The 25334-nt window shown below is 70.8% G+C and carries 18 protein-coding genes; 13 read left to right on the forward strand and 5 right to left on the reverse strand.

The features are described 5' to 3' along the window. The first annotated feature begins 133 nt into the window (after positions 1–133). The 4 genes from ACOJUJ_RS07730 (at position 134) to ACOJUJ_RS07745 (ending at position 2844) form a co-directional block, all read left to right on the forward strand. Complete coding sequence (locus tag ACOJUJ_RS07730; RefSeq protein WP_420126284.1) at positions 134–823, forward strand: alpha/beta hydrolase; 690 nt, start codon at positions 134–136, stop codon at positions 821–823. Beyond that, positions 805–1422, forward strand: coding sequence for a nucleotidyltransferase domain-containing protein (locus ACOJUJ_RS07735; protein WP_420126285.1), 618 nt, complete (start codon positions 805–807; stop codon positions 1420–1422). Before ACOJUJ_RS07730 ends, ACOJUJ_RS07735 begins: the two co-directional genes overlap by 19 nt. 139 nt (positions 1423–1561) lie before the next feature. Then, on the forward strand, positions 1562–1897 hold the full coding sequence (locus ACOJUJ_RS07740) for a Dabb family protein (RefSeq protein WP_420126286.1): 336 nt from the start codon (positions 1562–1564) through the stop codon (positions 1895–1897). A gap of 326 nt (positions 1898–2223) precedes the next feature. Then, the gene (locus tag ACOJUJ_RS07745) at positions 2224–2844 is read left to right on the forward strand and encodes a hypothetical protein (RefSeq protein WP_420126287.1); all 621 of its coding nucleotides are present in this window, start codon (positions 2224–2226) and stop codon (positions 2842–2844) included. 198 nt (positions 2845–3042) lie between these two features. Here the strand turns inward: ACOJUJ_RS07745 and ACOJUJ_RS07750 are convergent, their stop codons facing one another. Beyond that, positions 3043–3756 (reverse strand): hypothetical protein, encoded by a 714-nt coding sequence (locus tag ACOJUJ_RS07750; RefSeq protein ID WP_420126288.1) that lies wholly within the window; start codon positions 3754–3756, stop codon positions 3043–3045. Between the two features lie 293 nt (positions 3757–4049). Here ACOJUJ_RS07750 and ACOJUJ_RS07755 point away from each other — a divergent pair, with 293 nt between their 5' ends. The 4 genes from ACOJUJ_RS07755 to ACOJUJ_RS07770 all read left to right on the forward strand — a co-directional run bounded on the left by ACOJUJ_RS07755 (position 4050) and on the right by ACOJUJ_RS07770 (position 8571). Then, the gene (locus tag ACOJUJ_RS07755; RefSeq protein ID WP_420126289.1) at positions 4050–5180 is read left to right on the forward strand and encodes an NAD(P)/FAD-dependent oxidoreductase; all 1131 of its coding nucleotides are present in this window, start codon (positions 4050–4052) and stop codon (positions 5178–5180) included. A gap of 499 nt (positions 5181–5679) precedes the next feature. Beyond that, positions 5680–6177: a hypothetical protein gene (locus ACOJUJ_RS07760; protein ID WP_420126290.1), complete on the forward strand. Its 498-nt coding sequence runs from the start codon at positions 5680–5682 to the stop codon at positions 6175–6177. A 3-nt stretch (positions 6178–6180) separates the two neighbouring features. Continuing rightward, on the forward strand, positions 6181–7059 hold the full coding sequence (gene bla, locus ACOJUJ_RS07765; RefSeq protein WP_420126291.1) for a subclass B3 metallo-beta-lactamase: 879 nt from the start codon (positions 6181–6183) through the stop codon (positions 7057–7059). 90 nt (positions 7060–7149) lie between these two features. Further along, positions 7150–8571 carry an AAA family ATPase gene (locus tag ACOJUJ_RS07770; RefSeq protein WP_420126292.1) on the forward strand — a complete coding sequence of 474 codons (1422 nt, stop codon included), beginning with the start codon at positions 7150–7152 and terminating at the stop codon, positions 8569–8571. A gap of 126 nt (positions 8572–8697) precedes the next feature. On the opposite strand, the gene ACOJUJ_RS07775 is transcribed toward ACOJUJ_RS07770, so the two are convergent. After that, positions 8698–9621, reverse strand: coding sequence for a 50S ribosomal protein L11 methyltransferase (locus tag ACOJUJ_RS07775; RefSeq protein WP_420126293.1), 924 nt, complete (start codon positions 9619–9621; stop codon positions 8698–8700). 114 nt (positions 9622–9735) lie between these two features. Here ACOJUJ_RS07775 and ACOJUJ_RS07780 point away from each other — a divergent pair, with 114 nt between their 5' ends. From ACOJUJ_RS07780 to ACOJUJ_RS07795, 4 genes are all read left to right on the forward strand, one after another. Beyond that, positions 9736–10506 carry a dimethylarginine dimethylaminohydrolase family protein gene (locus ACOJUJ_RS07780; protein WP_420126294.1) on the forward strand — a complete coding sequence of 257 codons (771 nt, stop codon included), beginning with the start codon at positions 9736–9738 and terminating at the stop codon, positions 10504–10506. A 67-nt stretch (positions 10507–10573) separates the two neighbouring features. After that, a complete protein-coding gene (locus tag ACOJUJ_RS07785; protein WP_420126295.1) occupies positions 10574–12178 on the forward strand; it encodes a serine hydrolase in 1605 nt (534 codons plus the stop codon). 796 nt (positions 12179–12974) lie between these two features. Next, positions 12975–14702, forward strand: a complete 1728-nt coding sequence (locus tag ACOJUJ_RS07790; RefSeq protein ID WP_420126296.1) for a sensor histidine kinase — start codon at positions 12975–12977, stop codon at positions 14700–14702. Next, positions 14699–15388 carry a response regulator transcription factor gene (locus ACOJUJ_RS07795; RefSeq protein WP_420126297.1) on the forward strand — a complete coding sequence of 230 codons (690 nt, stop codon included), beginning with the start codon at positions 14699–14701 and terminating at the stop codon, positions 15386–15388. Before ACOJUJ_RS07790 ends, ACOJUJ_RS07795 begins: the two co-directional genes overlap by 4 nt. 750 nt (positions 15389–16138) lie before the next feature. Here the strand turns inward: ACOJUJ_RS07795 and ACOJUJ_RS07800 are convergent. Both ACOJUJ_RS07800 and ACOJUJ_RS07805 read right to left on the reverse strand, forming a co-directional pair. Then, positions 16139–16528, reverse strand: coding sequence for a hypothetical protein (locus tag ACOJUJ_RS07800; protein ID WP_420126298.1), 390 nt, complete (start codon positions 16526–16528; stop codon positions 16139–16141). Between the two features lie 490 nt (positions 16529–17018). Next, complete coding sequence (locus ACOJUJ_RS07805) at positions 17019–18443, reverse strand: hypothetical protein (protein WP_420126299.1); 1425 nt, start codon at positions 18441–18443, stop codon at positions 17019–17021. 222 nt (positions 18444–18665) lie between these two features. Between ACOJUJ_RS07805 and ACOJUJ_RS07810 the strand changes: the two genes are divergently transcribed. Next, the gene (locus ACOJUJ_RS07810; RefSeq protein ID WP_420126300.1) at positions 18666–20780 is read left to right on the forward strand and encodes an ATP-binding protein; all 2115 of its coding nucleotides are present in this window, start codon (positions 18666–18668) and stop codon (positions 20778–20780) included. Between the two features lie 393 nt (positions 20781–21173). On the opposite strand, the gene ACOJUJ_RS07815 is transcribed toward ACOJUJ_RS07810, so the two are convergent. Next, on the reverse strand, positions 21174–25190 hold the full coding sequence (locus ACOJUJ_RS07815; RefSeq protein WP_420126301.1) for a non-ribosomal peptide synthetase: 4017 nt from the start codon (positions 25188–25190) through the stop codon (positions 21174–21176). Positions 25191–25334: the final 144 nt, after the last annotated feature.

The following is a 25334-nucleotide window of genomic DNA, read 5'->3' on the forward strand; positions in this document are numbered from 1 at the left end:
CGGCGTCGCGCCCTCGACATCCGGGAGCGCCACGCCTCGTGCGGCGGGCGCGAGGACGACGTATGGTGTACGATCACACGCGGCGTCGTCCTGGCGCAACACTCGACTGCTCACCTGGTTCAAAACTCCATTGATGCATCGCCGCCTCCGCTCCCGCTGGCTCCGCGCGCTCGTCGTCGCTGGCGGACTTCTGCTGTCCGCCACACCAGCCCTGGCGCAGAGGGGCGCAATCCTGGGCGACGTGCCGGCGCAGGTACGCCCCGATGCACGCTACCTGATCTACCTGCACGGACGAATCATCGAAGAGCAGGGCCCTCGTCCCACGGACGAGCGCTTTGGCGTCTACGAGTACCAGCAGATCCTGGACACCCTGGCGGCTTCGGGCGTCGAGGTCATCGCCGAACAGCGTCCGCGGGGTACGGACTTTCGCGCGTTCGGATCGCACGTCGCGGAGCAGGTACGCCGGCTTTTTGCGGCGGGCGTGCCCCCGGAGCGGATCGCGGTGGTCGGGTTCTCCAAGGGCGGGGCCGTCGCGATGATCGCTTCGGCGCTGCTGCAGGACGCGCGAGTCACGTACGTGTTTCTGGCCCCCTGCGGCGACTGGGTAAAGGGCCGCGGCGACGTGGACGTGCGCGGGCGCATTCTCTCGATCTACGAGGCCTCGGACGAGCTGGGGACTTCGTGCGAGCCCCTGTTCGCGCAGGCGACTGCGCCCGGCGAGCACCGGGAAATCCGCATCGATACCGGCGCCGGACACGGCGCCTTCTACCGCCCGCGCGCCGAGTGGCTCGATCCGTTGTTCCAATGGATCGGGACTCGGTAGAACGGCCCGTCGCGCTCCCGCCCGAGATCGACGCCGTCCGCGCCGTGCTGCGGGAACTCGACGCGCCGTGGGCCGTCGCCGGCGGGTGGGCGATCGACCTGGCGCTGGGCCGCGTCACGCGTGCGCACGGGGATGTCGACGTGGCGGTGTTCCGCGAGGACCAGCAGGCACTGCGTGCCGCGCTCCCCGGGTGGGACTTCGCGGCGGTCGTCGGCGGGCGGATGACACCGTGGGAGCGCGGCGCGCGCCTGGAACCGCCGGTGCACGAGGTGCACGCGCGATCTCCCACCGGCGCGCCGCCGTTTGGACTGGAACTGCTGCTGAACGAACGCGACGGGGCGGACTGGGTGTACCGCCGCGACCCCGCCGTGCGCCTGCCGCTCGCGCGGGCAATCCGGCCGGGTCCCGGCGGCGTGCGGGTGCTGGCGCCGGAGGTGGTGCTGCTGTACAAGTCGAAGGTGCCGCGGCCCGCGGACGAGGCGGACTTCCTGACGGCACTGCCGCTTCTGGATAGGGAGGCCCGGACGTGGCTGCGCGCCGCACTGCTGCGTGCCCGGCCCGATCACCCCTGGGCCGCGGCCCTGGCTCCGCGTGCCTGACGGATCGTTTGGATCAACCGCCTAGGTTCCGACCATCGGGGTGTCTGAGCACGAAGTCTGAACGGCCTGGTTCTCACGCCAAGCGACGGGGATACGACCCAAGCTGCGCTTTCGATCCACCACCATCCATGAGGCGTCAATGAAGAAGGTGCGTCACATCGTGCTCTTTACGTACGCGGCGGGGGCGCCCGCCGAACAGATCCAGCAGGTGACGGATGCGCTCGCGAGCCTGACGAGGAAGATCCCGGGGATCAGGTCCTTCGAGCACGGGATCAACGACAGCCCGGAAGGAAAGAGCCTGGGCTTTACGCACGTCTACCAGTTCACCTTCGACAGCACGGCCGCGCGCGACACCTACCTTTCTCACCCCGAGCACAAGCAGTTCCAGCAGTTCCTCACCGACCTGCACATTCTCGACAACGTTTTCGTAGCGGACTACCGGGTTTCTCTCGCGATCGACGCTCGGGACGATTGAGCCGGCGACCGCGGAGGCGGTACGCCGGCTCCCGGCAGACGCGGCGAGAGGGTCAGCCCGCCGCGACGGCTTTCGCGGCGGGCTCGCTGGGCCCTCTGCCCGCCGCGGCGACCAGGGCCTCGGGGGTGGTGGCGACGGTGACGGGAGCGCGCGGCGCCGCCTGCGGACGGCCGCGGGGAGCGGATCCGACTCGGTGGGCGTCCGTGGCAGGGTTTCGGGAAGGGTGGGTGAGGCGCAAACGTCTTCCGCTGCTTGCCCGGGGAGCGCAGATTGCGTCCCTTCGCCGCGGCCAGCCGCTCACTCCCGCACCCTTCGAACCCCGGGCCATGCCGGAAGCCCAATCACCCGCCTGGATGCAGGCGCTGCTGCCGTACGCCGAGCGCAGCGACTTCCGGGTTCCGCTCAAGGTTCCCGTCCACATGCCCAGCGGGCGGATGATTCACGACGTGGCGGGGGTGTACCTGCGCCTTCCGCGCTGGGAGGGCGAGCCGTTCGCGGACGACTTTGGCAAAAAGGCGGCGGGGATGGTGCAGCTGGATGGCGAGCACACGTTCGCCGAGCTGGCGGTGCTGCGGCTGCTGGAGCGCGACGGGTGGAGCGGGCGATGGGTGAACACGTACAGCGCCAAGGGCGAGGTGTGGAAGTACCTCACCCGCTGGGACAACGTGCCCCGCGCCGAGCAGCGCAACCGCGTGATCGAGGACGAGGATCCGCGGGTGGTGCTGGCCGGCGTGGCGCGGCGGGCCAAGAAGCGCTACGCCGGGTGCTGGGACGTGTACGCCTGGCGCGGTGACGATTTCGCCTTTCTGCAGACGAAACGCGGCGCGCCGACGGCCAAATCGGAGCTGGGAGCCGCCCAGGCGGAGTGGCTGCACACGGCGCTGCTCTTTGGCGACCAGCGCATCACGCAGGCGTCTTTCGCCGTGGTGCACTGGGACTACCGCTGACGCGGCCGGCTCCGCGATGGGGGCACGCGTCTGATCTCAGCGGCCCCCAGTCGTCGCTGAGGTGTTCGAACGGGCTCGTACATGGGTCGCCACGAACGCCCGTCTCGCAGACGCTGCTGATCTGGACCTTGACCCCACGCCGACCAGCCGGCGCAGGGGGCGGGCCGGCGCGGGATCCCGCGCGGCGGCGGGCGTGGATCAGCAGGGACCGGGCGGAGCGAACGCCAGCAGCGCGCCCTGATACACCTCGTGGACCTCGGCGATGGGGAGGTTGTCGCGGGCCAGCAGGACGGCGCGGTGCTCGAACAGCGCGCCGGGAATGGCGAGCGGCCCGGTGCTCAGGCACGGCGGCACGGACTGGAACGTACGCTCCCACCCTTCCGGCAGCGGAGACCAGAGCAGCCGGGCCGCGAACGTCTGTCGAACCGGCTCCAGCGGCGCCACCACGCGGCCGAACGGTGTGCCGCCGGTTTCCAGCGCGCGGTTCATCTCCGCCGTCAGCCGCCCGGGAAGGTACCAGTTCTCCGCCTCGGAAAGTACGTGCTCGCCGCAGCGAAGGCGCACGCGCCGATACCGCACCACTTCGCCCAAGTCCGCCCGCAGCCGCTGGCGCTGTTCCGCGGACGGCGCGACCGGCTCCCCGTCCAGCACCTCCGCCACCACCCGCGGCTCGACGGCCAGGGCATGGTCGCGGCACCACTTCTCCAGCGTGGCGGTGGCGCTGCGGCTGGCCAGGATCTCGGCGTTCAGGCCCTGCACCAGCGCCAGCGCCTGGGTGCGGGGGAGCAACGCGTCGGGCCACACGGGCGCGTGCTGCGCCTGCACGGGTGCCGCGAGCAGCAACGCGGCCACGGCCATCGCCCGCCATACCGGCGAAACAAGGCTGGGCAGGCGGAAAGGGATGAGGCGCACGCGTTCGATCGTCCGGTCTATCGGGGAAGGGAAGTGAGTACGGGCGAAGAGTAGGGCTTTCGTACGAGCAACGGAAGCAGGCTGGAGAGAACTTCGCTCCGCGCCTCCACGATACAACGACCGCATCGCTTGCGTCTTTGTACTTTATACTATAAAGTACTTCACGTTGTAGAAAGCTGTCGGTTCGAAATCCTGAATCCACCCATGCGACTTATGCGCTACCTGTCGAAGACCGATGCCGTCGGCACCCCCGCGCTGAACGGCGTCTCGCCCGCCGCACCGGGAGCACGCCGATGAGCGCGCGCGTGGACGTGCTGGTGGTGGGCGCGGGGCTGGCGGGGCTGGAGTGCGCCCGCCGGCTGGGCGAGGCGGGGGCGCGGGTGATGCTGGCCGACCGCAAGCCCACCGTGGACCACGCGGTGCATACCACCGGCATCTTCGTTCGCCGGACGCTGGAGAGCTTCAGCCTTCCGGACGACTGCCTGGGGCCGCCGGTGCGGCGCGTGGCGCTGTACTCACCGCGCGGGCGTTCGCTTACGCTGGAGAGCCCGCACGATGAGTATCGCGTGGGCCGCATGGGCCCGCTCTACTGCCGCGGTCTGGACGCGTGCGTGCGCGCCGGCGTGCAGTGGGCGCCGTCCACCAGCCTGGCCGCGCTGGAGCCTGACGGGGCGGGTTCCGCGGCGACGCTGGAGCGCGCGGGGCGGCGGGAGCGGCTGCACGCGCGTTTCGTGATCGGCGCGGACGGGGCCGTGTCGCGGGTGGCGCCCGCGCTGGGGCTGGATGAGAACCGCGAATGGATCGTGGGCGTGGAGGAGGTGTTCCGCGGCGTACGCACCGGGCACGCGCCCGCGTTCCACTGCTGGATCGACCCCGAGGTGGCGCCCGGCTACATTGCGTGGGTGGTGGACGACGGCGAGGAGGTGCACGTGGGCGTGGGCGGCTACGCCTCGCGCTTCAAGCCGGCGGAGGCGCTGCGCCGCTTTCAGGCGCGCGTGGCGCCGCGCTTCGGGCTGCAGGGCGTCGCGCCGTGCGAGCGGCGTGGTGGACGCATTCCGGTGGGCGGGGTGCTGCCGCGCATCGCCTGCGCGCGCGGGCTGCTGACGGGCGACGCGGCCGGCGCGGTGTCGCCGCTGACGGCGGGCGGTCTGGACCCCTGTATCCGCCTCTCCGCCCTGGCCGCGGAGGTGACCACGGAGTTCCTGGCGACGGGCAGCGAGGCCGCGCTGGCGTCGTACGACGGGTCGGCGTTACGCGCCCGCTTCCGCACCCGGCTGCTGATCCGGCGCGTGCTGTCGGCGGTGCGCTCGCCCGCCGCGGCCGAGTTGGCCGTCGCGGCGCTCCGCCTGCCGCCGTTCCGGGCGGTCGCGCACAACGTGTTCTTCGGCCGCGGATCGTTCCCCGACGTCGCGCGCCAGGCGTAATCCGCCCCTCGATCGTGGAGCGGGTGAATGGTTTCAGGGATCGCGCATCAGGTGGGTGCGATCGATTGCCTCCGGTGCGCTCCGGCGATCATCCGCCGATCCGCGTGCCTCTGAAAAAAATTCTCATGGCCCCCTGCCGCATTCCATCTTTTCCGCGTTCCCGACACCCCTACAAAAGATCCTGCCTCGTCGACCGCCTTTCCTTCGCCCGACACCTGGGAACCCTGCTTTGACCGCGAAATCAGAGGAAACGGCACGAGAAAACTCCGTTGACTCCTTTGACTCCGTGTGAGGCCATCCCCGAGTGGATCGCGATGAGTGCAGAGGAACCGGCACGTGAAAACTCTGTTGACTCTGCTAACTCTGTGTGAGGCCTGTTCTTTTGTGGACTCGCGGCAAGATTGCGGACGCACACGATCCCTTGCAGCAACCGTCTTTGTGTTGTAAAGTACTTCACGACAAGCTGACAGCAGAAGTCCACGTGCACAGGAAGCTGGCGATGAAGAAGTGGCTGAGACGCCTTCGCGGCGCGATCGGAACGGGCGTGACCTGGGCCCTGGTATGGGCGCCGATCGCCGTGCTGATGGGGCTGGCCGTGGATCCGGACGGGTCCATGGATGAGATGTGGGTGATGATCGGCGCCCTTCCTGGTTTTCTGGGCGGCGTGGTCCTTTCCATCGTGCTGGCGATCGCGGCGCGCCGCCGCAGGCTGGGTGAGCTGTCGATTCCACGCGTCGCCCTCTGGGGCGCGGCGGCGGGCCTGCTGGTGGGCTCGATTCCGTTTACCATCGGAGAGCCGACGAGCGATCGCCCGGTGTGGCTGCTGGCGACGGTCGTGATCGGCTCCATTACGCTGCTGAGCGCCGCCTCGGCCGCGGGTTCGCTGGCGCTGGCCCGAAAGGCGGAGCAGGGAGCGCTGCCCGGCGCCGGTGTGGATCTGCCCGAAGCGGGACGTGGTGGTGGGAAGGCGCGGGAATTGATCGGACGCAGGAGCTGACGCGTGCCGCGGCACCTCACCCGGCGGCGCGTGCTGCTGGTCCTGCTCGCCGTCGTCCCCGGCGTGATCCTCTTCGGCAAGTGGCGGGAGGCGTCCAGGCGGGGCGGGCAACAGTACGCCGAACCGTTTCGCATCGCCGGCAACTTCTACTACGTGGGCGCCAACGACGTGGCGGCGTTCCTGATCACCGGGCCGCGGGGGCACGTGCTGATCGACGGCGGCTATCCCGGCACGGCGCCGATGATCATGGCCAGCATCGCCAAGCTGGGCTTCGACATCAAGGACGTGAAGGTGCTGCTGAACTCGGAGCCGCACGCCGATCATGCGGGCGGGCTGGCGGAGTTGCAGCGGGCGTCCGGCGCGCGGCTGTGGGCCAGCGAAGCCAGTGCCGGCGTCATCGCCTCCGGCGGCGACGATGCCGACATCATCCTGCCGCTGCGGTTCCTGGTCTGGATCGGGATCGCCGGCTATCCCGCCGCGCGCGTGGACCACCGGTTCAAGGACGGCGACACGGTCCGCGTGGGCCCCGTCGCGCTCACCGCGCACGTCACGGGCGGCCACACGCGCGGCTGCACCTCGTGGACGTTCCCCGTGCGCGAGGGCGGCCGCGTGCTGAACGTGGTGAGCGCCTGCAGCCTGATCGTGCTGGGCGGGATGCGGTATCCGGAGCAGGGGGCGGACCTGGAGCGCAGCTTCCGCGTGCTGCGCGGCCTTCCGGCGGACGTCTGGGTGAGTTCGCACGCCCGGCTGTGGGGCCGGTACCGCAAGTTCGTCGCGCGCGATACCGCCAGGAGCCCGGCGGACCCGTTCATCGACCCCGCCGGCTACCGCGCCTACGTCGACACCGCCGAGGCGCGGTTCCGCAGGGGCCACGTACAGTAGCGGCGGCGCTCCCGGTGGTGTGTGACGAGGGATGCGGTGAGCCGCGGCGGGGCAGGGATGTGGCGGATCCGCCAACCATCAGGTCAAGCGATGGCATTAATCATCACCACATGGGCAGAATTGCTTATCATAAGCAAATCGCTTATGATAAGCGTGGTGCTTATCATAAGTAGTCCTGCAAAGAAGACAATGATTACGCCCGAAGCAATGACCCAACCCTCGGTTCCCAACCTCTGGCAGCCGTACGGCCTGCAGAGCAGTCCATTCTTTCAGAACGAGCTCAGGGCGGGAGACCCCACTCACCCGGTATCCCTGTTCGTCGGCCGTGAAGAAGAATCGGCGAGGGTTCAACGCCGGGTCATGAGTGATCCGGCAACAAGAACCATCGTTCAAGGTGCCCCCGGGGTTGGAAAAAGCAGCTTCGTCAATTGGATCAAGTCACAGCTGACCGCCCAGGGAATCGCCACATACGAGCATCCAATCCGCATCCACGCCGACACGACCCGCACAAGTTTTGTCGCCGATACTCTGCGTACACTCGCCCGAATCAGGGCGGCGTCGGGGCTTGCCGCCAAGAACGCCACCTTCTGGAAACAGACCGCCAGGCTTCTTGAAGGGGGAGCGCTCGTCGGCGGCTCAGCCAGCGCTCTGGGCATGGGAGCCGGGATCACGCGGAGCTACGTGGCTCCCCAGACCCCGCCGGACTCGCTGTACGAGCATCTGGGAGAGGCAATCCATCACCTGACGGCCGAACTGGCTGCACCCGTACTGCTTCACGTGAACAACATGGAGAACCTGCAGGACACGGCTTCGGCCGCCGTCCTGATCAAGGATCTTCGTGACTATCTCCTGCTCGAAGGGGCACATTGGATCTTTGTCGGAGCACTGGGCGTCGAAGATGACGTGTTCCGGGTCTACACGCAGGTCAGCGGGATCTTTCCGGCGGCGGAAACGCTACAGCCGCTTGCTCCGGACGAGATCCAGCGGCTTCTCGAACGGCGATACGAACACCTTCAGATCAAGGGGCACAGGTACATCGCCCCGGTCGAGCCGTCCGTCGCGGCTGAGATCTACACGCTGTACCAGGGGGACCTGCGCAACTTTCTGCGGCTGCTGGGCGATGCGGCGGAGCGGGCGCTGGGGCTGCATGGGCCGCAGCCGATGTCCACCGCCGCGCTCATGCGTTCCGTGCAGGCCGACTATGCACTTCTGCTGCGCCGTCAGATCGGGGACAACGACTTCACCGCGCTGGGCACCATCGTGGATTCGCACCGGGGCGGCGACCCCGAATTCAGGGTAACGGAGGCGGCTCAGGTTCTGAAGGTCAGCCAGTCCGCGGCCAGCCAGCTGATCGAGCGGCTGCTTCGGCAACGAGTTCTGAACAAAACGCGAGCCGAAGGAAGGAGTACCTACTACCGGCCGATCGGTGCGGTGCTGGTCGCCACGGGGGTGGACCCCAGCTCCCTGGGGCAAAGCGCCACCACGCCACGCGTCAAGCGTTCCCGTACATAGGCCCGCAGCCTGGTTGGGCGACGTTGCTGACGGCGTAGGTGCATTCTTGCCAGACACGACGATGGAGCCGGTGGGCACGGGCAGGCGTGCGCACCGGCTCCCTCGTATGTGTAGCAACGAAGCGCGCTAGTCGGCCAGGCGCACGTCAATCCACTCTTCCTTGTCCGCGGGGTCGTAGCTGTAGCTCAGGCGCAGCACGTCGCCGCGGCGCACCTCCATGGGCTCGACGAAGAAGTAGATGGGGACGAGCCAGTGGTTGTCGGGGCCGGACTGCCACGCGTCGGTGGAGTGCGAGACGGACGCGCTCAGCCGCAGGTCAAAGTGCACGGCGATCCCGCTGAGCGTCCCGTTCTTCTCCACCGGCACGTCACCGCTGCCCTCCACGCGGGCGTTGCCGATCGCCGTGAGGTCGATGTCGATCAGGGGCGCGGCGGGGGCCAGGGCCGGCCAGTCCGCCACCTTGGAGCGGTCCAGCCAGTGGGTGAGCAGCGCGTTGCGATCCACCGATCCCAGGGGCGTAAAGTCCACGCCGTACCAGCTCTGCCACTGGCGCAGGCACTCGGGGGTAAAGACGAACTCGCCCAGCTCCCTGGGCGGCACCATCACCGGCGTGCCGAACACGCGCACCGAGCCGGGAACCACGCGCGCGCCGGGCTTCAGCAGCCGCTCGCGCGCATCCACCACGATCTCCAGCACCTCTTCGGAAAGCGGGCTGTTGCCAAAGGTCTCGGTCACCAGCACGTCGGCGCGCTCGGGAAGGTCGATGTCGGTGGAGTACCCTTCCACCAGCTCGATCGTGTCGCCCAGGCCGTTGGCGGCGAACAGCTTGCGGGCGATGGGGCCCACGGGGCCGGCCTCGATGGCGTAGACCTTCCGGGCGCCGGCCTTTGCCGCGGCCATGGCCAGGATGCCCGTGCCGGTGCCGATATCCACGACCACGTCGCCGGGGCGCACCACCTCGGCGATGGCGGAAAGAAAGCGCTGCGTGCGCGGCTGGTCGTTCAGCATCCGCGTGTGGAGCTGCACAACGGTCGCGTCGAGTGTGGTCACGGTGTGGCGCGTGGATCTGGGTAACACAGGTGGCCGACGGCGTTGCCGCCGCACGGCCGGGGCCGCATCTTGGCCGGCGAGCCGAAGCTATCCCCCACAAGCAAGGTGCAACAGGTGCGCGAGCTGACGACGGCGGTCATGCGGCGGGTTCCGGACTCCTACGCCCCGTTCTACGCGGCGCGGGGAATCTCCATCAGCAACCAGAGGGCGAGGGCGCAGCACGCGGCGTACGCGGACGCGCTGCGGGCCGCCGGGCTGCAGGTGCACCTGCTGGATGGCGACGAGGCGTGGCCGGACTGCGTTTTTGTGGAAGATCCCGCGGTCGTTCTGCCGCCGCGGGCGCTGATCGGCCGGCTGACGGAGCACCGCCAGGGCGAGCCGCCCGCCGTGGCCGAGGCGCTGCGGCAGTGGCACCAGACGATGGAGCTTCCGTCGGACGCGCGGCTGGAAGGTGGGGACGTGCTGCACGTGGAAGACACCACGTACGTCGGCCTGACGGCGCGCACCAACCAGCGTGGCCTGGACGCGCTGCGCGACTTTCTGGCGCCGGAGGGCCGCCGCGTGGTCGCCGTCCCCGTCGACAAGTACCTGCACCTTAAGACGGCGGCCACGTACCTGGGCAACGGCACGCTGGTGGCCGTGGGCGACTTTGCCGGCGTCTCCGCGTTCGACGTGGACGAGGTGATCGTGGTGGACGAGGCGGAGCCGGTGGCCAGCAACTGCCTGCGCATCAACGGCGACCTGCTGGTGGTCGCGGGAAATCCGCGCACCGAGGTGCGGCTGCGCGCGTTCGGCGAGCGGCACGGCGTACGGATCGTGCCGCTGGAGATCTCGGAGTTCGAGAAGGGCGAAGGGTCGCTCACCTGCCTGTCCATCCCCTGGTAGCGGGATCGGCAAGGCCGGATTGCCGGGGCGCATCGCCGCGCCTACAATCCGCGGATTCCGGAGAACCGTGCTTCGCGCAGAATCCATCCCCCGCACGCGCATCTACATGCATCGTCCGCATCGCATCCCGCCGTCATCCATCCACCGCCGTCTGCTCCGGACGCTCGCGGCGGCGCTGATCGTCATCCCCACCGGCATCGAGGCGCAGCAGGGGCCGCTGGACGGGCTGGCGGCGTACGTGGAGCAGGGGATGCGCGACTGGAACGTCCCGGGGCTGGCGCTGGCGGTGGTGAAGGACGATTCCGTCGTGTTCGCCCGCGGCTTCGGCACACGGACGCTGGGGCGCGACGAGCCGGTGGACGAGCACACGTCCTTCGCCATCGCGTCCACCACCAAGGCGTTCACGGCCATGGCGCTCGCCATGCTGGTGGACGAAGGCAAGGTGCACTGGGACGACCCCGTTTCCATGCACGTGCCCGCCTTTCAGCTGGCGGATCCCGGCCTGAGCGGCCAGCTGACCGTGCGCGACCTGCTGACGCACCGCACGGGGCTGCCCAACTCGGACTTCCTCTGGTACGCGTCGGGAAGCAGCACGGACGAGATTCTGCGCCGCATGCGCTTTCTGCGGCCGTTCGCCACGCCGCGGTCGCGCTACCAGTACAACAACAACGCGTACATGGTGGCGGGGCAGGTGGTGCAGTCGGCGTCGGGGATGCCGTGGAGCGAGTTCGTCCGCACGCGCATCCTGCAGCCGCTGGGGATGCGGGAGACGCTGACCGGCTTTGTCGGACTGGACGCGCGCGGCAACGTGGCCACGCCGCACCTGGAGGTCGATGGCGCGGTGCGGCCCATCCCGTACCTGAGCTTCGACAACATCGGCCCGGCGGGGTCGATGAACTCGTCGGTGAGCGACGTGGCGCGGTGGATCCGCTTTCAGCTGGCGGGCGGAGAGTGGGGCGGGGAGCGGCTGGTGAGCGTGGCGCAGCACCGGGAGATGCTGGCGCCGCAGTTCGTGATTCCGCAGGCGCTGTACTACCCCGCGGCGCGGCTGGCGGACCCCAGCTTTACCGCGTACGGGCTGGGCTGGTTCATGCAGGACTACCGCGGGCGCAAGCTGGCGATGCACACGGGGAGCATCGACGGAATGACGGCGCTGGTGGCGCTGGTGCCCGAGGAGCGGCTGGGGCTGGTCGTCTTCATCAACCTTGACCACGCGGAGCTGCGCCACGCGCTGATGTACCGCATCATCGACGGGTACCTGGGCGGGCCGGCGCGCGACTGGAGCGCGGAACTGCGGCCGCTGTACCAGGGGATGGAGGAGCGCTTCCGCGCGGCCACCCGCGAGAGCGAGTCGCGTCGGGTGCGGGGCACGCGTCCCTCGCTGCCACTGAGCGCCTACGCCGGGACGTACGCGGACCCGGACAGCCTGGCGGGAGACGTCGAGGTGCGGATGGAGAACGGGCGGCTGGCCGCGCGCGTCGCCGGCGGCGCCATCACAGGCCAGATGGAGCACTGGCACTACGACGTGTTCCGCGTGCGGTGGTCGCAGGTGTCGATGGGCACCAGCTTCATCACCTTCACCATCGACCCCGAGGGACGCGTGGCCTGGGCCCGCGCTGAGGGCCGCGAGTTCTCGCGCGTCCCCCAAGCATCGCCTGTGGCGACCCAGTAGGGGCCTCACACGGAGTCAACGGAGTTAACGGAGTTGTGTGGCGGCGCGTGGGCGAACGAGGCGCGTTGACCACGGCCGTCAGCCGGGTGTTGACTTCCTGGGAGGGTGTTGCCAAACCTCACCTGGCCCACCTGTCATCCTGAGGGAGCGCACACCCATAACTTGCCTGGCCACAAATGCTTGTGCGCGACCGAAGGATCTTTGTCGGGTCGCGCAAGGCCCAGCCGTCGGGAGCGGTTTAACTCCCTCGATCAGGCAGACGAAGTCCTTCGGTCGGCGCCCGAGTATGCCGAACGGGAGAGTTAGGAGCAACGCCTCTCTGAGAGTGTGTTTGAGAATCTGCTCTTTCAGAATCTTCGAAGATTGATTTCCTGAGGGAGCGCGCCTCCTCAACTTGTATTCACGCAACCGCTTACGCGCGACTGAAGGATCTCGTCTCGGCGATCGCGGGGCTGGCCCGGCGGCACAGATCCAGCCCCCGGGTGCCGCCAGCGAGATCCTTCGGTCGGCGCCAAGTGTCTCTGTGGCAGCAGGTTCGGAGCGGCGCCTCCCTCAGCCTCAGGAAATCAAGCTCATGGTAGATTCTTGAACACACGCTTAGAAAGTCAACGCGTCGGACGGTTGTGTGCTACCCTCTCGAAGACGACGAGGGGAGAGCGCGAGACGCGCAGTCCGACATCCCGCAGATTTACCAATTCATTACACCCGCCGCTGGCACAACCGGGCCTCTCGTGTTTAACCTGAAGGGGGCGATGATGAACGTTATCGCCCCCTTCCGCCTCGCCTCCCCGCACGCATGAGCCTTTCCCGCCGCTCGTCGCGCCTGGCCCCCGGCTCCGCACTGCTCATCGGGCTCCTGCTGCTGATGCTGGGGCTCTCGTCCGTGCTGGCGTACCAGGCGCTGGACGCGGCGCGCTCGGAGTCGCGGTCGGCGGAGCGGTCGCTGCGCGGGTACGCGGCGCTGGCGCACTCGGAGCTTTCGCGCCGCGGCGACGAGCTGCTGGCGGAGCGGCTGGCCACGGCCGCCGTGGCGGGATGGGACGCGGCGGACGCGCGCAGCCGCCCCGGCCAGGCGCTCGCCGACATGGAGGCCGCGGTGCGGCGCGAGATGCGCTGGTGCGGGTGCGCAGACGCCATACAGGGCACGTTCCGCATCGATGCCGACGGCGAGGCGCGGACGGTCTCGTCGCGGGGGATGCGGGCGGGGGTGCGGGGGGCGGTCACCGCACTGGCGCCTTCGGTGGACGGGGGCGCGGGCGACTCGGTGCGGATCCGCGACGCGCGGGTGGCGGGGGCGCCGCTCCTGCTCATCTACCGCATCCGCCGGATGGACGACGGCTCGGCGCGGGCGTACGGTTTCGCGGTGGATCCGCGGCGGGTGGCGGGACCCGTGCTTACGGAAGTGCTGGCGGGAGAGCCGCTCTTGCCGGAGACGCTGCGGCCGGGGATGACCAACCGCGACGCCATCGCGGTGGTCGCCACGGCGACGGGGGAAGAGGTGGTGTACCCCTCGCCGGCCGCGGGCGGGCGGGACGCGCACTGGGTGGACGCCAAGGTGGGCTCCGCCCCCGAGGCGCTGCCGGCGGGCGCCGTGGTGGAAGCGCTGGACGGCACGCTGGCTGCGCTTACGGCGCGCCTCTCGGTGCGCCCGGAGCTGGCGGCGGGGAGCGTGGGCGACGGGGCGCCGGAGTCGCGGCTGCCGCTGCTGCTGGCGGTGTTCGGGCTCACCCTCGCACTCTTCGGCATTGCGGTGGTGCAGCTGCGGCGGCAGCAGGAGCTGGTGCGGCTGCGCGACGACTTCGTCAGCGGCGTGTCGCACGAGCTGCGCACGCCGCTGGCGCAGATCTGCCTGTTCGCGGACCTGCTGGAGTCCGGCCGCCTGGGCGACCCGGCCCAGCGGGCGAAATCCGTTCGCATCATCAACGAAGAATCCCGCCGGCTCACCTACCTGGTGGAGAACATCCTCCACTTTTCCCGCGGCCAGCGCAACGCAAGCCGCCTTGCCCCCGCGCCGGTGGACATGGGCGCGCTGGTGCGCGAGGTGGTGGACGGCTTTGCGCCGCTGGCGCACCACGTGGAGTTCGCCACGCGCGTGGAGCCCGGCGTGGTGGCCCGCATCGACCGAGACACCTTTCGCCAGGTGCTGCTGAACCTGCTGGACAACGCGGCCAAGTACGGTCCGCGCGGCGGCGTGGTGCAGGTGGGGATGGCGGTGGTGGGCTTCAACGTGCGCGTCTGGGTCAAGGACGGCGGGCCCGGCGTGCCGCGCGAGGACCGCGCGCGCATCTGGGAGCCGTACCGCCGGCTGGACCGCGAGGCCGACGCGGCGGTGGGCGGCAGCGGGATCGGGCTGGCGGTGGTGAAGGACGTGGTGGAGCTGCACGGCGGCCGCGCCTGGGTGGAGGATGCGCCCGGCGGCGGCGCGCGCTTTATCGTCGAGATGCCCGGCGCCACCTACGCCGGCCCGCCCGGCGAGGAGGAGGGTGTCGCGTCTGACCACGCCGCGGAAGTGGGGGCGCGATGAGCCGCATCCTGGTGGTGGAGGACAACGCCAACCTGGCGTACGGGCTGATGACCAGCCTGGAGCTGGAGGGGCACCAGGTGGTGCTGGCGGAGGACGGCGCGGCGGGGCTGCAGGCCGCCCGCGACCAACGGCCGGACCTGCTGATCCTGGACCTGATGCTCCCCGGGATGGACGGCTACCGCGTGCTCAAGGCGCTGCGCGAGGAGGGCGAAACCCTGCCGGTGCTGATCCTGACGGCGCGCGGCGAAGAGGCGGACAAGGTGCTGGGCTTTCGCCTGGGTGCGGACGACTACGTGACCAAGCCGTTCGGGCTGCTGGAGCTGCTGGCCCGCGTGGGCGCGCTGCTGCGGCGCACGGGCGGGCGCGGGGAGGCCGCCGCGCCGCCGGAGGTGGAGCGCTTTGGCGAGGTGGAGGTGCACCCCGGCAGCCGCCTGGTGCGCCGCCGGGGCGAGGAGGTGCCGCTCACGCCCAAGGAGTTCGACCTGCTGTGGGCGCTGCTGCGGCGCCGCGGTGGCGTGGCGGCGCGGCTGGAGCTGCTGGCGGAGGTGTGGGGCCACCGCGCCGCGGTAATGACGCGCACGGTCGACATGCACGTGGCCCAGCTGCGCCGCAAGCTGGAGGAAGACCCCGCCCAGCCGCGGCACATCGTGACGGTGTGGAAGGCGGGGTACCGGCTGGCGCCGTAGGGGGTGGACGGGTGTGATAGTGTGATGGTGTGATGGTGTGATGGTGTGATGGTGTGATGGTGTGATGGACGCCCGGTGATGAGCGGGTAAACCCGCTGCTGGGAAAGCGATAAGCCCCGTTCGGCTCGTTGCACTCGCCGAACGGGGCTTCACCTTCGCGTTGGGGCAGGGCCTGCGCGGCAAGCCGGCCGCGGCGTGAATGAATGCTCGCAACCGCGGCAACGCACCGCAGGCATTCGCGCAGTTTATACCCTCTCCCGCTTGCGGGAGAGGGTGCGAGCCTAAGCGAGCGGGTGAGGGCCCTCGCGGGCGCAGTGCGATCTGTCCCCCCCGCACTCCCGCACTTCTTCCTCCCTCCTCGCCAAAGCCTTACAAACGCATTACGCCGGCATCAATCTTATCCGTGATCGCGCCGTTAGGGATCGGACCGCGCCCGACGGGGTGCCCCTCCCCGGCCCCTCCCCGTTCGTTCCTCATGGAGAGGGGAGAACCGATCGCGTTTCCAAAGGTGCGTCGCACCTCCCTCCCCCGCGCAGTTTGCGGGGGAGGGCTGGGGAGGGGGGCGGCCCACCATCCCGCACCATCCTTTCCGAACCACCCCAAATTCAGCCCGACCTCAACCTCCCCCGGCAGTTCCGGGGGAGGTGGGCGAGGTTTACGAGCCCGGAGGGGGCCTGCCGCGGAGTCGTCCGAAGCACCTCACCGCCAGCATCGTCCACCTCGCAATGTAAGCGGCGGGCCGACGGGGTGCTACGGCACCGCGACGAAACGCAGGCTCTCCAGCAGCAGTTCCAGGTGTTCGCGGCCCAGGCGCGACCAGACGTTGTACAGGCAGTCCTGCCCCTGGATGCGCAGGTACGCCAGCTGGTTGGGGCCGCTTCCGCCCTCCGGCCCGTACCCCGCGCCGCTGCCGTCCGACCACACGCGCCGGTGCGGCCACTCGTCGTACGACGGGTCCGCCGCGCGGCTCCCGGTGCCCGCCACGCCGAACGCGCTGCGCAGTCCCGTCTGGTCGTACGCCACGGCCCATCCGCCGGCAAAGTAGGCACCCCGCGGAACCGCGCCCGCAACCGCGCCAGGGTTGGCGGGTGCGACAAGCGCGCAGGTGGAACGGTTGGCCGCCTTTCGCCACTCCGCCACGAACACCGCCGGAACCTGGCCCGGCGCCAGGCGCGCCCCGGCCCACGGCGCCTCCGGGAGTGCCGGCGGGGCGGGTGGCGTCGTCGTTGCGGGCGGCGGCGGGCTTGTCGCGATCGGGGGTGACTGGGGTACGGGATCCGGACCGGCCGGAGGCACCGGTGCGCACCCGGCGGCGAGGAGCAGCGTACCCGCTCGCAACAACAGACTGCGGTTCGAAATCAACACGGCCTCACCGTCTGGCTGAATGCATTGCGGCCGCGGCGCGACGCGCGCCACGGCTCGTTCCCGCGGTGCGGGCGCAATCGGCTTGCCATCCGGTACCAGATCCGCAAGAAGAACAGGTGTCACGCGGAGGGCGCGGAGAACGCGGAGAGAGATTCTCCGCGCCTCCGCGCCCTTCGCGTTTCCGCGTACACCCGTGGTTTTTCCAGATCTGGTCCTGGCGATGCCCCTCGGCTTCTCCCTGCTCGACGACCGCCCGTCGACGGATTCAGCGGATGCCGCGGAAGACGTAGTAGTCGGTGTTGGCCAGGATGTTGTGCGGGCCAAAGCCGATGATGTCGGTGGCGATGCCGCCCTCGCCGGGGTCCATGTGGGCCCAGCTGGCGCCGTCGTAGTGGTCGATGCCGCAGATGTTGGCGACGAACACGTCGTCCGGCGCGCTGGCCCACACGTCGAAGGTCGGGCATTCGCGCGCGCCCTCAAGCGGGCTCCACTCCGTACCGTCGTAGTGCAGCACGCCGCCGGTAAAGCCGGCGTACACGTTCGTCGATGACGTGCCCCAGACCGAGAGCACGATGTGGCCGTCTTCCTCCGCCAAGCCGCTGTTCATCGCCGTCCAGCCGGTGCCGTCGTAGTGAAAGATGGCGCCGTCGGTCCCCACGGCGAACACGTCGTTGGGGCCCGAGCCCCACACGGCGGTCAGCCAGGTGGCCGGCACGGTATCGTGCGTCACCCACTCCACGCCGTCGTAGTGCAGGATCAGCCCCTCATCGCCCACCGCCCACACGTCGTCGGGCGCGGAACCCCACACGCCCCACAGCGTCTGGCATCCGCATCCCAACCCGCTGTCCATCTCCGTCCACGCGGTGCCGTTCCAGTGGACGATGGTGCCAAAGTCGCCCACCGCGAACACGTCGGTCGCCGACGAGCCCCACACGTCCCACAGCTCCTCCTCGTTCAGAGCCGGGTCCGTGATCCAGCTGCCGCCGGTCAGGCGCAGCAGCCCGCCGGACGAGCCCACCGCAAAGATTTCGTTGGATGCCGCGCCCCACAGGCCGTTCACGTACACCTCGCCCAGGTACGACGGGCGAAAGCGGAGCAGGCTTTGCTCGTGCGGAAGCTGGCCCTGCACGAACACCTGAAAGTGGAACGATGCCACCTCCGGGTCCGTCTTGAAGCGCCAGGGCTTTCCCTCCGTCATCTCGCCCGTGAACAGCAGGCCGTCGTACGTAAAGTACTCCGTCGCGCCCACCAGGAAGACGCTGGTGCCGTCCTCGTTGTCCACCGATACGGAGCCCTGGCCCGCCGTGGTGGTGGGCCCCGCGTAGAAAAAGACCGTCAGCCCGGTGTCCGTAGAATCGTCCGACGCGCCAAACGTCTGCGTCATCAGGTTCTGCACGGTGACGTCGATCTGGAAGATGCTGTCCGCCGGGGTGTAGCTCGCGCCGGTCGCCTCCAGCCGCACGTACACGTCCTGCCCGCCGATGATCAGGCTGGGGCGCGACTCCGAGCCCTCCGTCTGCTCCGACGTGCAGGCGACGCGGCCGGTGGCGATGGTGGCGGTGCAGCTGAGCCGTGCCTGGAATCCCTCCGCGCCCGGACCGGACGGCGGGGTGGGCGTGGTGGCGGTGGGGAGGTCTGCGCACGCGGCCGTGAGCAGCACAAGCGCAACGGATCCCGCAAAGGTCCTCATGGGGAATGCCTCGCGGAGCAGGGGGCGCCGTAGCCCGGAGCGGGCGGCGCGAAAAGGGGGGACCTGCCGGGGGCGTGGACGTCCGCCAACCCGGCCGGACCGAAGGTAGATGCCGTGCGCTCCGTGTACAAGAGCGCGCTGGGGACAATCCGCAAACGGGTGCGGGGCCTTGGTCTTGCAGCGGGCCGCGCCGGTCGTTTTCCGGAAACCCTGTCCCGGCCCATGCCCGAGCCCCACGTTCCCGACTCCGCCGCGCCCGCCCAGGCCGGCCCGCATTCCGCCGCGTACCTGGCACAGCTTCTGGACGCGGTGGAGCAGGCCGTGATCGCCACCAACGCACAGGGCGTGATCGTCTTCTGGAACCGCTGCGCCGAGCGGCTGTACGGCTGGCGCGCGGACGAGGTGCTGGGGCGCGACGTGGTAGAGGTGGTGCCGTCGGAGATGTCGCGCGAGCAGGCCGCGGACCTCATGGAGCGGCTGCGGGCCGGCGAGCGCTGGCAGGGCGAGTTTTCCGTGCGCCGCCGCGACGGCTCGCGCTTTCACGCCTGGGTGGCCGACGTGCCCGTGCTGGACGAGGCGCGGCGTGTGGTGGGGATCGTGGGCGTGTCCAGCGACCTGACCGCCCACCTGGAGGCGCAGGAGGCGGTGGCGCGCGCGGAGAACGAAACGCGGCGCGAGCGCGAGCGGCTGTGGAGCGTGTTTCGCCACTCGCCCGCGGCCATGACGCTGGTGCGCGGGCCGGACCTGGTGTTTGAGCTGGCCAACGCGGCGTACGTGCGGCTGGTGCAGCGCGAGGTGGTGGGCCGCGCGCTGCTGGACGCGTTCCCCGAACTGGCCGGGCAGGGGATCGTGGAGCTGCTGGACGACGCGTACCGCACCGGGCGCGCGCAGGTGGGGATCGAGCGCAAGGTGCGGCTGGCGGGGCGCGACGGCGAGGTGGCGGACCGCGTGTTCGACTTCACCTTTCAGCCGTTGCCCGAGGACGACGGGCGCACCGAGCGCATCCTCCTGCAGGTGAGCGAGGTCACCGGCCAGGTGCACGCCCGCCGCGGCGCCGAGCAGGCCCGCACGGCGGCGGACGACGCCAACCGCGCCAAGAGCCAGTTTCTGGCCAACATGAGCCACGAGCTGCGCACCCCCATCAACGCCATCACCGGTTACGCGGAGCTGCTGGAGCTGGGGATCGGCGGGTCGCTCACCGCGCAGCAGCGGCACCAGGTGGAACGCATCCGCTCCAGCAGCCAGCACCTGACCACCCTGGTGAACGAGGTGCTGGACCTGGCCAAGGTGGAATCGGGGCAGATGACGGCCGAGCGTGAGCCCGTGTCCGTGTCAGACGTGCTGGCCGACGCCCTGGCGCTGGTGCAGCCGCAGTCGGTGCGGCGCGGGCTGCGCCTGTCGGATCGCACGGCCGACGCGCACGACGCCGCGCTGGTGGGCGACCGCGACCGGGTGCGGCAGGTGCTGGCCAACCTGCTTTCCAACGCGGTCAAGTTCACCGACCCCGGCGGCCGGGTGAGCGTGTGCGCCAGTGTGACGGACGAGCCGGATGGCGACGCGCGGCTTCCCGGCCGCGGTCCCTGGGTGCGCATGGACGTGGAAGACACGGGGATGGGGATTCCGCCGGAGCGGCTGTCCACCATCTTTGAGCCGTTCGTGCAGGTGGACGCCAGCTACACGCGGCAGGCGGGGGGCACGGGGCTGGGACTGACCATCAGCCGGCGGCTGGCGCGGCTGATGGAGGGCGACCTTACGGTCCGCAGCACGCTGGGCCGCGGATCGTGCTTTACGCTGTGGCTTCCCGCCGCGCCGGAGGCGGAGCCGGGGCAGGCGCGGCGCCGCTGGCCCCGCGCGCCGTACGAGATGCCGGGGCTGGGCGAGGTGGGGCGCGCGCTCACCCGCGTGGCGGAGCCGGTGGCCGAGGAGCTGGGCCGCCGCCTGGCCGACGACCCCGCGCTTCCCAGCGCCAGCCGCACGGACCGCGTGCAGCTGCAGGACCACACGACGACGTTCCTGGTGGAGATCGGGCTGGCGATGATCACGCTGGACGAAGCCGGCGGCGAGCCCGCGCTCATGCGCGACGGTACGGAGATCCAGCGGGTGATCAGCGAGCGCCACGGCTCGCAGCGCGCGCGCCTGGGGTGGAGCGAGGACGAGCTGCGGCGCGAGTTCGGCGTGCTGCGCGACATCGTGGTGCCGCTGGTGCGCGACGAGGTGCGGGAGCGCGCCGAAGTGCAGGTGGACGTGGACGTCGCGCTTGGCGTGCTGGAGCGCCTGCTGCAGCAGGCGGAGGTCGTCAGCCTGCGCGGGTACCGGCACAGCCGGCAGCGGGAGTAGGCGGTGTGAGGGTGTGAGGGTGTGAGGGTGAACGGGTGAACGGGTGAACGGGTGAACGGGGTGTGGCGCGCCGCGGCGAAAGCGTTGAACCGCGCCCGCCGGGGTGCCCCTCCCCTGACTCCTCCCCGCTCGTTCGTCGCGGAGAGGGGAGGATTGGATTCGATCCTGCTCAGGAAGGTGCGTCGCACCTCCCTCCCCCGCGCAGTTTGCGGGGGAGGGTCGGGGAGGGGGGCGCCTACCATCCCGCGCCCGGGTTTCCGAAGCTCTCAAAAGCCTGCCGCACACCCACCCCTCCCCCGGGGTTGGGGGGGGTGGGGGAGGGGTCGCCGGCCGTCGCGAGGAACGAGCGAAAGGCCCGGCGGGGGAGAGGGCCCGCGGGAACGCGCCTCGTCTTCAGCCACCGCCCGCCCCCACGTCCAGTTCCGCCAGCACGCGCCGCAGCGCCGCCGCGACGGAGTCGACGTGGGGCTTCTGCAGCAGGGTGCCGTGGTTGCCGGCCACCTCGTGCACGCCAAAGCCGCGGTCCGCCAGGCGGCCCCAGAACCGCAGCGCATCCTGCGCGTTGGCCAGGTACGCCGACCCGCGCGTCTGAAAGTAGGTAATGCGCCCCGCGTACGGCTTCCCCACGAAATCCACCATCGCGTTGTGGTTGGCCATCCGCACGCGGGTGAGCGCCGCCACCTCCGGCAGCCGCGTCTCCGGCAGCAGCCCCGGCCCCAGCTTGCGCGCGGCAAACTGCAGCTGCGCCTCCGGCTCCATCCCGCGCAGCGCCTCGATGGTCACCGCCGCCGTGCCCCCCCAGCCGTACAGGTCCGTCAGGATGCGGCGCAGCACCGCCGCGTGGTCCAGCGGAAAGCGCGCGTCGTTGCGCGATTCCGGGCGGCCGGTGTCCAGCAGCGCCAGCAGCTCCACCGTCTCGCCGGCCGCGTCAATCTGACGCGCCATCTCGAACGCGGCGATCCCGCCGTACGACCATCCGCCCAGCCGGTACGGCCCCCGCGGCTGCGCGCGCCGCAGCCCTTCCACGTAGTACGCCGCCATCGCCTCCACGCCCTGCAGCGGCGGCAGCCCGTCGTCCAGGCCGCGCGCCTGGAACGCGTACAGCGGCTGGTCCGGTGCCAGCAGCGGCGCCAGCGAGGCGTAGCACGCCACGTGGCCGCCGCCCGCGTGCACCAGAAACAGCGGCCGCGCCGTCCCCTCCGGCTGCAGCGCGACCACCGGTAGCCGCACGTCCGGCCGCCGGTCCGTGACGGCGCGCGCCATCTGCTCCACCGTGGGCCCCTGCAGCAGCGCCGCGACGGGGACGGTTTCGCCCGTTGCCTCGTGCACGCGCGCCAGCAGCCGCAGCGCGACCAGCGAGTTGCCGCCCAGCGCGAAAAAATCGTCGCGCACGCCCACGCGGTCGATGCCCAGCACCTCGCCCCAGACCGCCGCGATCGTCTCCTCCGCCGGCGTGCGTGGGGGAAGATACGCGTCGTCGTCGGCGGAGGGCGGGGCGGGGAGGGCGCGGCGGTCCAGCTTGCCGGCACCCGTCCGCGGCAGCGCATCCACTTTGACGAAGAGCGCGGGGACCATCGCCTCCGGCAGCCGCTCGCGGAGCCAGGCACGCAACTCTGAGGTGGGGGGTGGATGATGCCCGTCCTCCGCCACGATCCAGGCGGCGAGCGCGGCGCGGTTGCCGTCACCGTGCGCATCCACCGCCGCCTCGCGGATCGACGGATGCGTGCGCAGCGCGGCCTCCACCTCGCCCGGCTCGATGCGGACGCCGCGCACCTTCACCTGCACGTCCGCGCGGCCCAGGAACTCCAGCGTGCCGTCGCCGCGGACGCGCGCGCGGTCCAGCGTACGATACATCCGCGATCCCGCGGGGCCGAAGGGATCGGGGACAAAGCGTTCCGCCGTGAGTCCCGGCCGCCCCGCGTATCCGCGCGCCAGCGTCGATCCCGCCAGCCACAGCTCGCCCGGCTCGCCGATCCCGCACGGCCGCATCCGCGCGTCCAGCACGTACGCCCGACCCCCATCCACCGGTCCGCCGATCCCGATCCGATCCGCTCCGTGCGGTACCTCGGCGAAGGTGGCGAAGACGGTGGCCTCGGTGGGACCGTAGATGTTGATGATGCGCAGCGCCGGGTGCCGCGCGTGGATGGCGCGCACCAGGGCAGGGGAGAGCGCCTCGCCACCGATCAGCAGCGTGCGCAGCCCGGGCGGCATGGACTCGGCGGCCAGGCGCTCCGCGGCCAGGGTGGGGACGAGGAACGCGGTGCGGACGGGACGCGAGGGCGGCGGATGGGCGAGCGGACCATCCACCAGCACCACCGCCCCGCCCCAGCTGAGCGGGCCGAAGACGTCCAGCACCGACACGTCGAAGCCGATCGTGCTGCACGCCAGCCACACCGCGCGCTCCGCGGGGGAGAGCAGCGCGCGCACCGTCTGCAGGAGCGCGAACACGCTGCCGTGCGTCACCTCCACGCCCTTGGGTCCGCCGGTGGATCCGGAGGTGAACATCACGTACGCCAGGCCGCGCGGATCGACGTCCACGTCCGGCGCGTGCGTCGTTCCGGGGAGCGTGGGGATGGCGTCGATGGCGAGCTCCGTCACGCCCGCATCCATCAGCCGGCCGGCGTGCGCGCGGTCGACGAGGACGGCGCGGGCGCCGGAGGCGCGCACCATTGCCGCCAGCCGTGCGGGCGGGTTGCGCGGGTCCAGCGCGACGTACGCGGCGCCCGTCTTCATCACCCCCAGCAGCGCGGCGGCCAGCGCGGGCGTGCGCTCCATCAGCACGCCGACCCGCGCCTCCGGCCCCATCTCCACGCCGATCAGGTGGTGGGCGATGCGGTTCGCGCGCCGCTCCAGCGCCGCGTACGACACCTCCTGGTCCGCCCACGCCACCGCCGGCGCGTCCGGCGTGGCGCGGGCCTGCGCTTCGAACAGGCGGTGCACGCATCCGTCCGCCCGCGCATCGGCCCCGCGCGCCCACGCCGCGAGCCTCCGCCTCTCCTCATCCGCCACCAGCGGCAGGTCGATGACAAGCGCTGCTGGATCGTCCACGAACGACGCGAGCGCGGCGGTGAACCGGTCCGCCAGCCTCCCGATCGTCTCCGTGTCGAACAGGGCGGTGGGATACTGCAGCTCGCCGCGGATGCCGCCGCGGCCGTCGATCAGGTTCACCATCAGGTCGAACGGCGCGGCGCCCGTATCCACCGGCAGCCGCGCGGCGTGGATGCCGGGGATCGCCATCCCGTCCTCCTCCGCGGGATCCAGCGAGACGATCACCTGCACCAGCGGCGGCCGGCCGGGGTCGCGATGCACCGCCGCCACGTCCACAATGCGGTCGAAGGGGACGCCCGCGTGGTCCTGCGCCTCCGCCACCGTCCGCCGTGCTTGGGCGATCAGAGCGCGCACGGATCCGTCCGCATCCACCCGCATCCGCAGCGGGACCGTGTTCACGAAAAAGCCGACCGCCGCCTCCGCCCCCGGCGCCTCGCGGTTCGCCATCGCCGAGCCGATCAGCAGGTCGTCCTCCCCCGTCGCACGGCGCAGCACCACCGCCAGCGCGGCCAGCAGCACGGAAAACACGCTGGCCTGCTCGCCCGCCGCCAGCGCCCGCACCCGCTCCGACAGATCGCCGCCGAGCGAAAACGCGACGCGGCTGCCCGCGAACGACTGCGTCGCGGGGCGGGGGCGGTCCGCCGGCACCTCCAGCACGTGCGGCGCGCCGGCCAGCGCATCACGCCACCAGTCCAGCGCCTTCGCATCCACCTCGCGCCCGCGCTGCCACGCCGCAAAGTCCGGCATCTGCAGCGGCGGATCGGGCAGATGCGGATCGCGCCCGTCGATCTCTGCCGAATGGAGCGCGGAGATGTCGCGCAGCAGCACGGGCGTGGACGCGCCGTCGGAGGCGATGTGGTGCAGCGCGAGGGCCAGCAGGTGCTCGTCGTCCGCCGTGCGCACGATCAGCGCGCGGAACGGCGGCTCGCGCGTAAGGTCGAAGCCGCGTGCAAAGAAGTCCGCCAGCGCCTCGTCCGCATCCCCCGGCCGTGTGCGCAGGTCTTCGTGGTCGATACGGACGCGATCCGCCGGACCCGCTTCCTGCACTGGCTCGCCGTCGGTCTCGCGGAAGGTCAGCCGCAGCGCCTCGTGCCGCTCCGCCACTCGCCGGATGGCCGCCCGCAGCGCGCCGCCGTCCAGCGCGCCCGCCAGCCGCAGCGCGATGGGGATGGTGTACGCGCCGCCCTCCGGCGCCAGGCGGTGGATGAACCACAGCCGCCGCTGCTCCCACGAGAGCGGCGCCGGGCCCCCGCCGCGCCGCGGAACGCCCGCCGGCGCGCGCGCGGAGGCCAGGTGCAGCCGCTCCAGCAGCGTGCGCCTGGCCTGCGACAACCCGGCGATGCGGTCCTGTACGTCCGACATGCGGTGCGTTTGGGCGATGCGAACGGTGGCGCGAAGGGAAAGCGCGGACGTGGAACCGGAAGATATATGTCGTCCGGGCCGAATCTCCAATGCAATCGCTTGCGCGCGCCGCGAACCGCTCTACGTTTGGTGATTCACGGGTGG

Origin of the sequence: Longimicrobium sp., from assembly GCF_048594345.1 — a bacterium.
GTDB lineage: Bacteria > Gemmatimonadota > Gemmatimonadetes > Longimicrobiales > Longimicrobiaceae > Longimicrobium.

Excerpts from the sequence above, each read along its gene's own strand:
- ACOJUJ_RS07770 (WP_420126292.1), top strand. The coding sequence starts at position 7,150 with ATGGCATTAATCATCACCACATGGGCAGAATTGCTTATCATAAGCAAA.
- ACOJUJ_RS07810 (WP_420126300.1), top strand. The coding sequence starts at position 18,666 with ATGCCCGAGCCCCACGTTCCCGACTCCGCCGCGCCCGCCCAGGCCGGC.
- ACOJUJ_RS07730 (WP_420126284.1), top strand. The coding sequence starts at position 134 with ATGCATCGCCGCCTCCGCTCCCGCTGGCTCCGCGCGCTCGTCGTCGCT.
- ACOJUJ_RS07745 (WP_420126287.1), top strand. The coding sequence starts at position 2,224 with ATGCCGGAAGCCCAATCACCCGCCTGGATGCAGGCGCTGCTGCCGTAC.
- ACOJUJ_RS07795 (WP_420126297.1), top strand. The coding sequence starts at position 14,699 with ATGAGCCGCATCCTGGTGGTGGAGGACAACGCCAACCTGGCGTACGGG.
- ACOJUJ_RS07805 (WP_420126299.1), bottom strand. The coding sequence starts at position 18,443 with ATGAGGACCTTTGCGGGATCCGTTGCGCTTGTGCTGCTCACGGCCGCG.
- ACOJUJ_RS07735 (WP_420126285.1), top strand. The coding sequence starts at position 805 with ATGGATCGGGACTCGGTAGAACGGCCCGTCGCGCTCCCGCCCGAGATC.
- ACOJUJ_RS07815 (WP_420126301.1), bottom strand. The coding sequence starts at position 25,190 with ATGTCGGACGTACAGGACCGCATCGCCGGGTTGTCGCAGGCCAGGCGC.
- ACOJUJ_RS07740 (WP_420126286.1), top strand. The coding sequence starts at position 1,562 with ATGAAGAAGGTGCGTCACATCGTGCTCTTTACGTACGCGGCGGGGGCG.
- ACOJUJ_RS07760 (WP_420126290.1), top strand. The coding sequence starts at position 5,680 with ATGAAGAAGTGGCTGAGACGCCTTCGCGGCGCGATCGGAACGGGCGTG.
- ACOJUJ_RS07755 (WP_420126289.1), top strand. The coding sequence starts at position 4,050 with ATGAGCGCGCGCGTGGACGTGCTGGTGGTGGGCGCGGGGCTGGCGGGG.
- ACOJUJ_RS07790 (WP_420126296.1), top strand. The coding sequence starts at position 12,975 with ATGAGCCTTTCCCGCCGCTCGTCGCGCCTGGCCCCCGGCTCCGCACTG.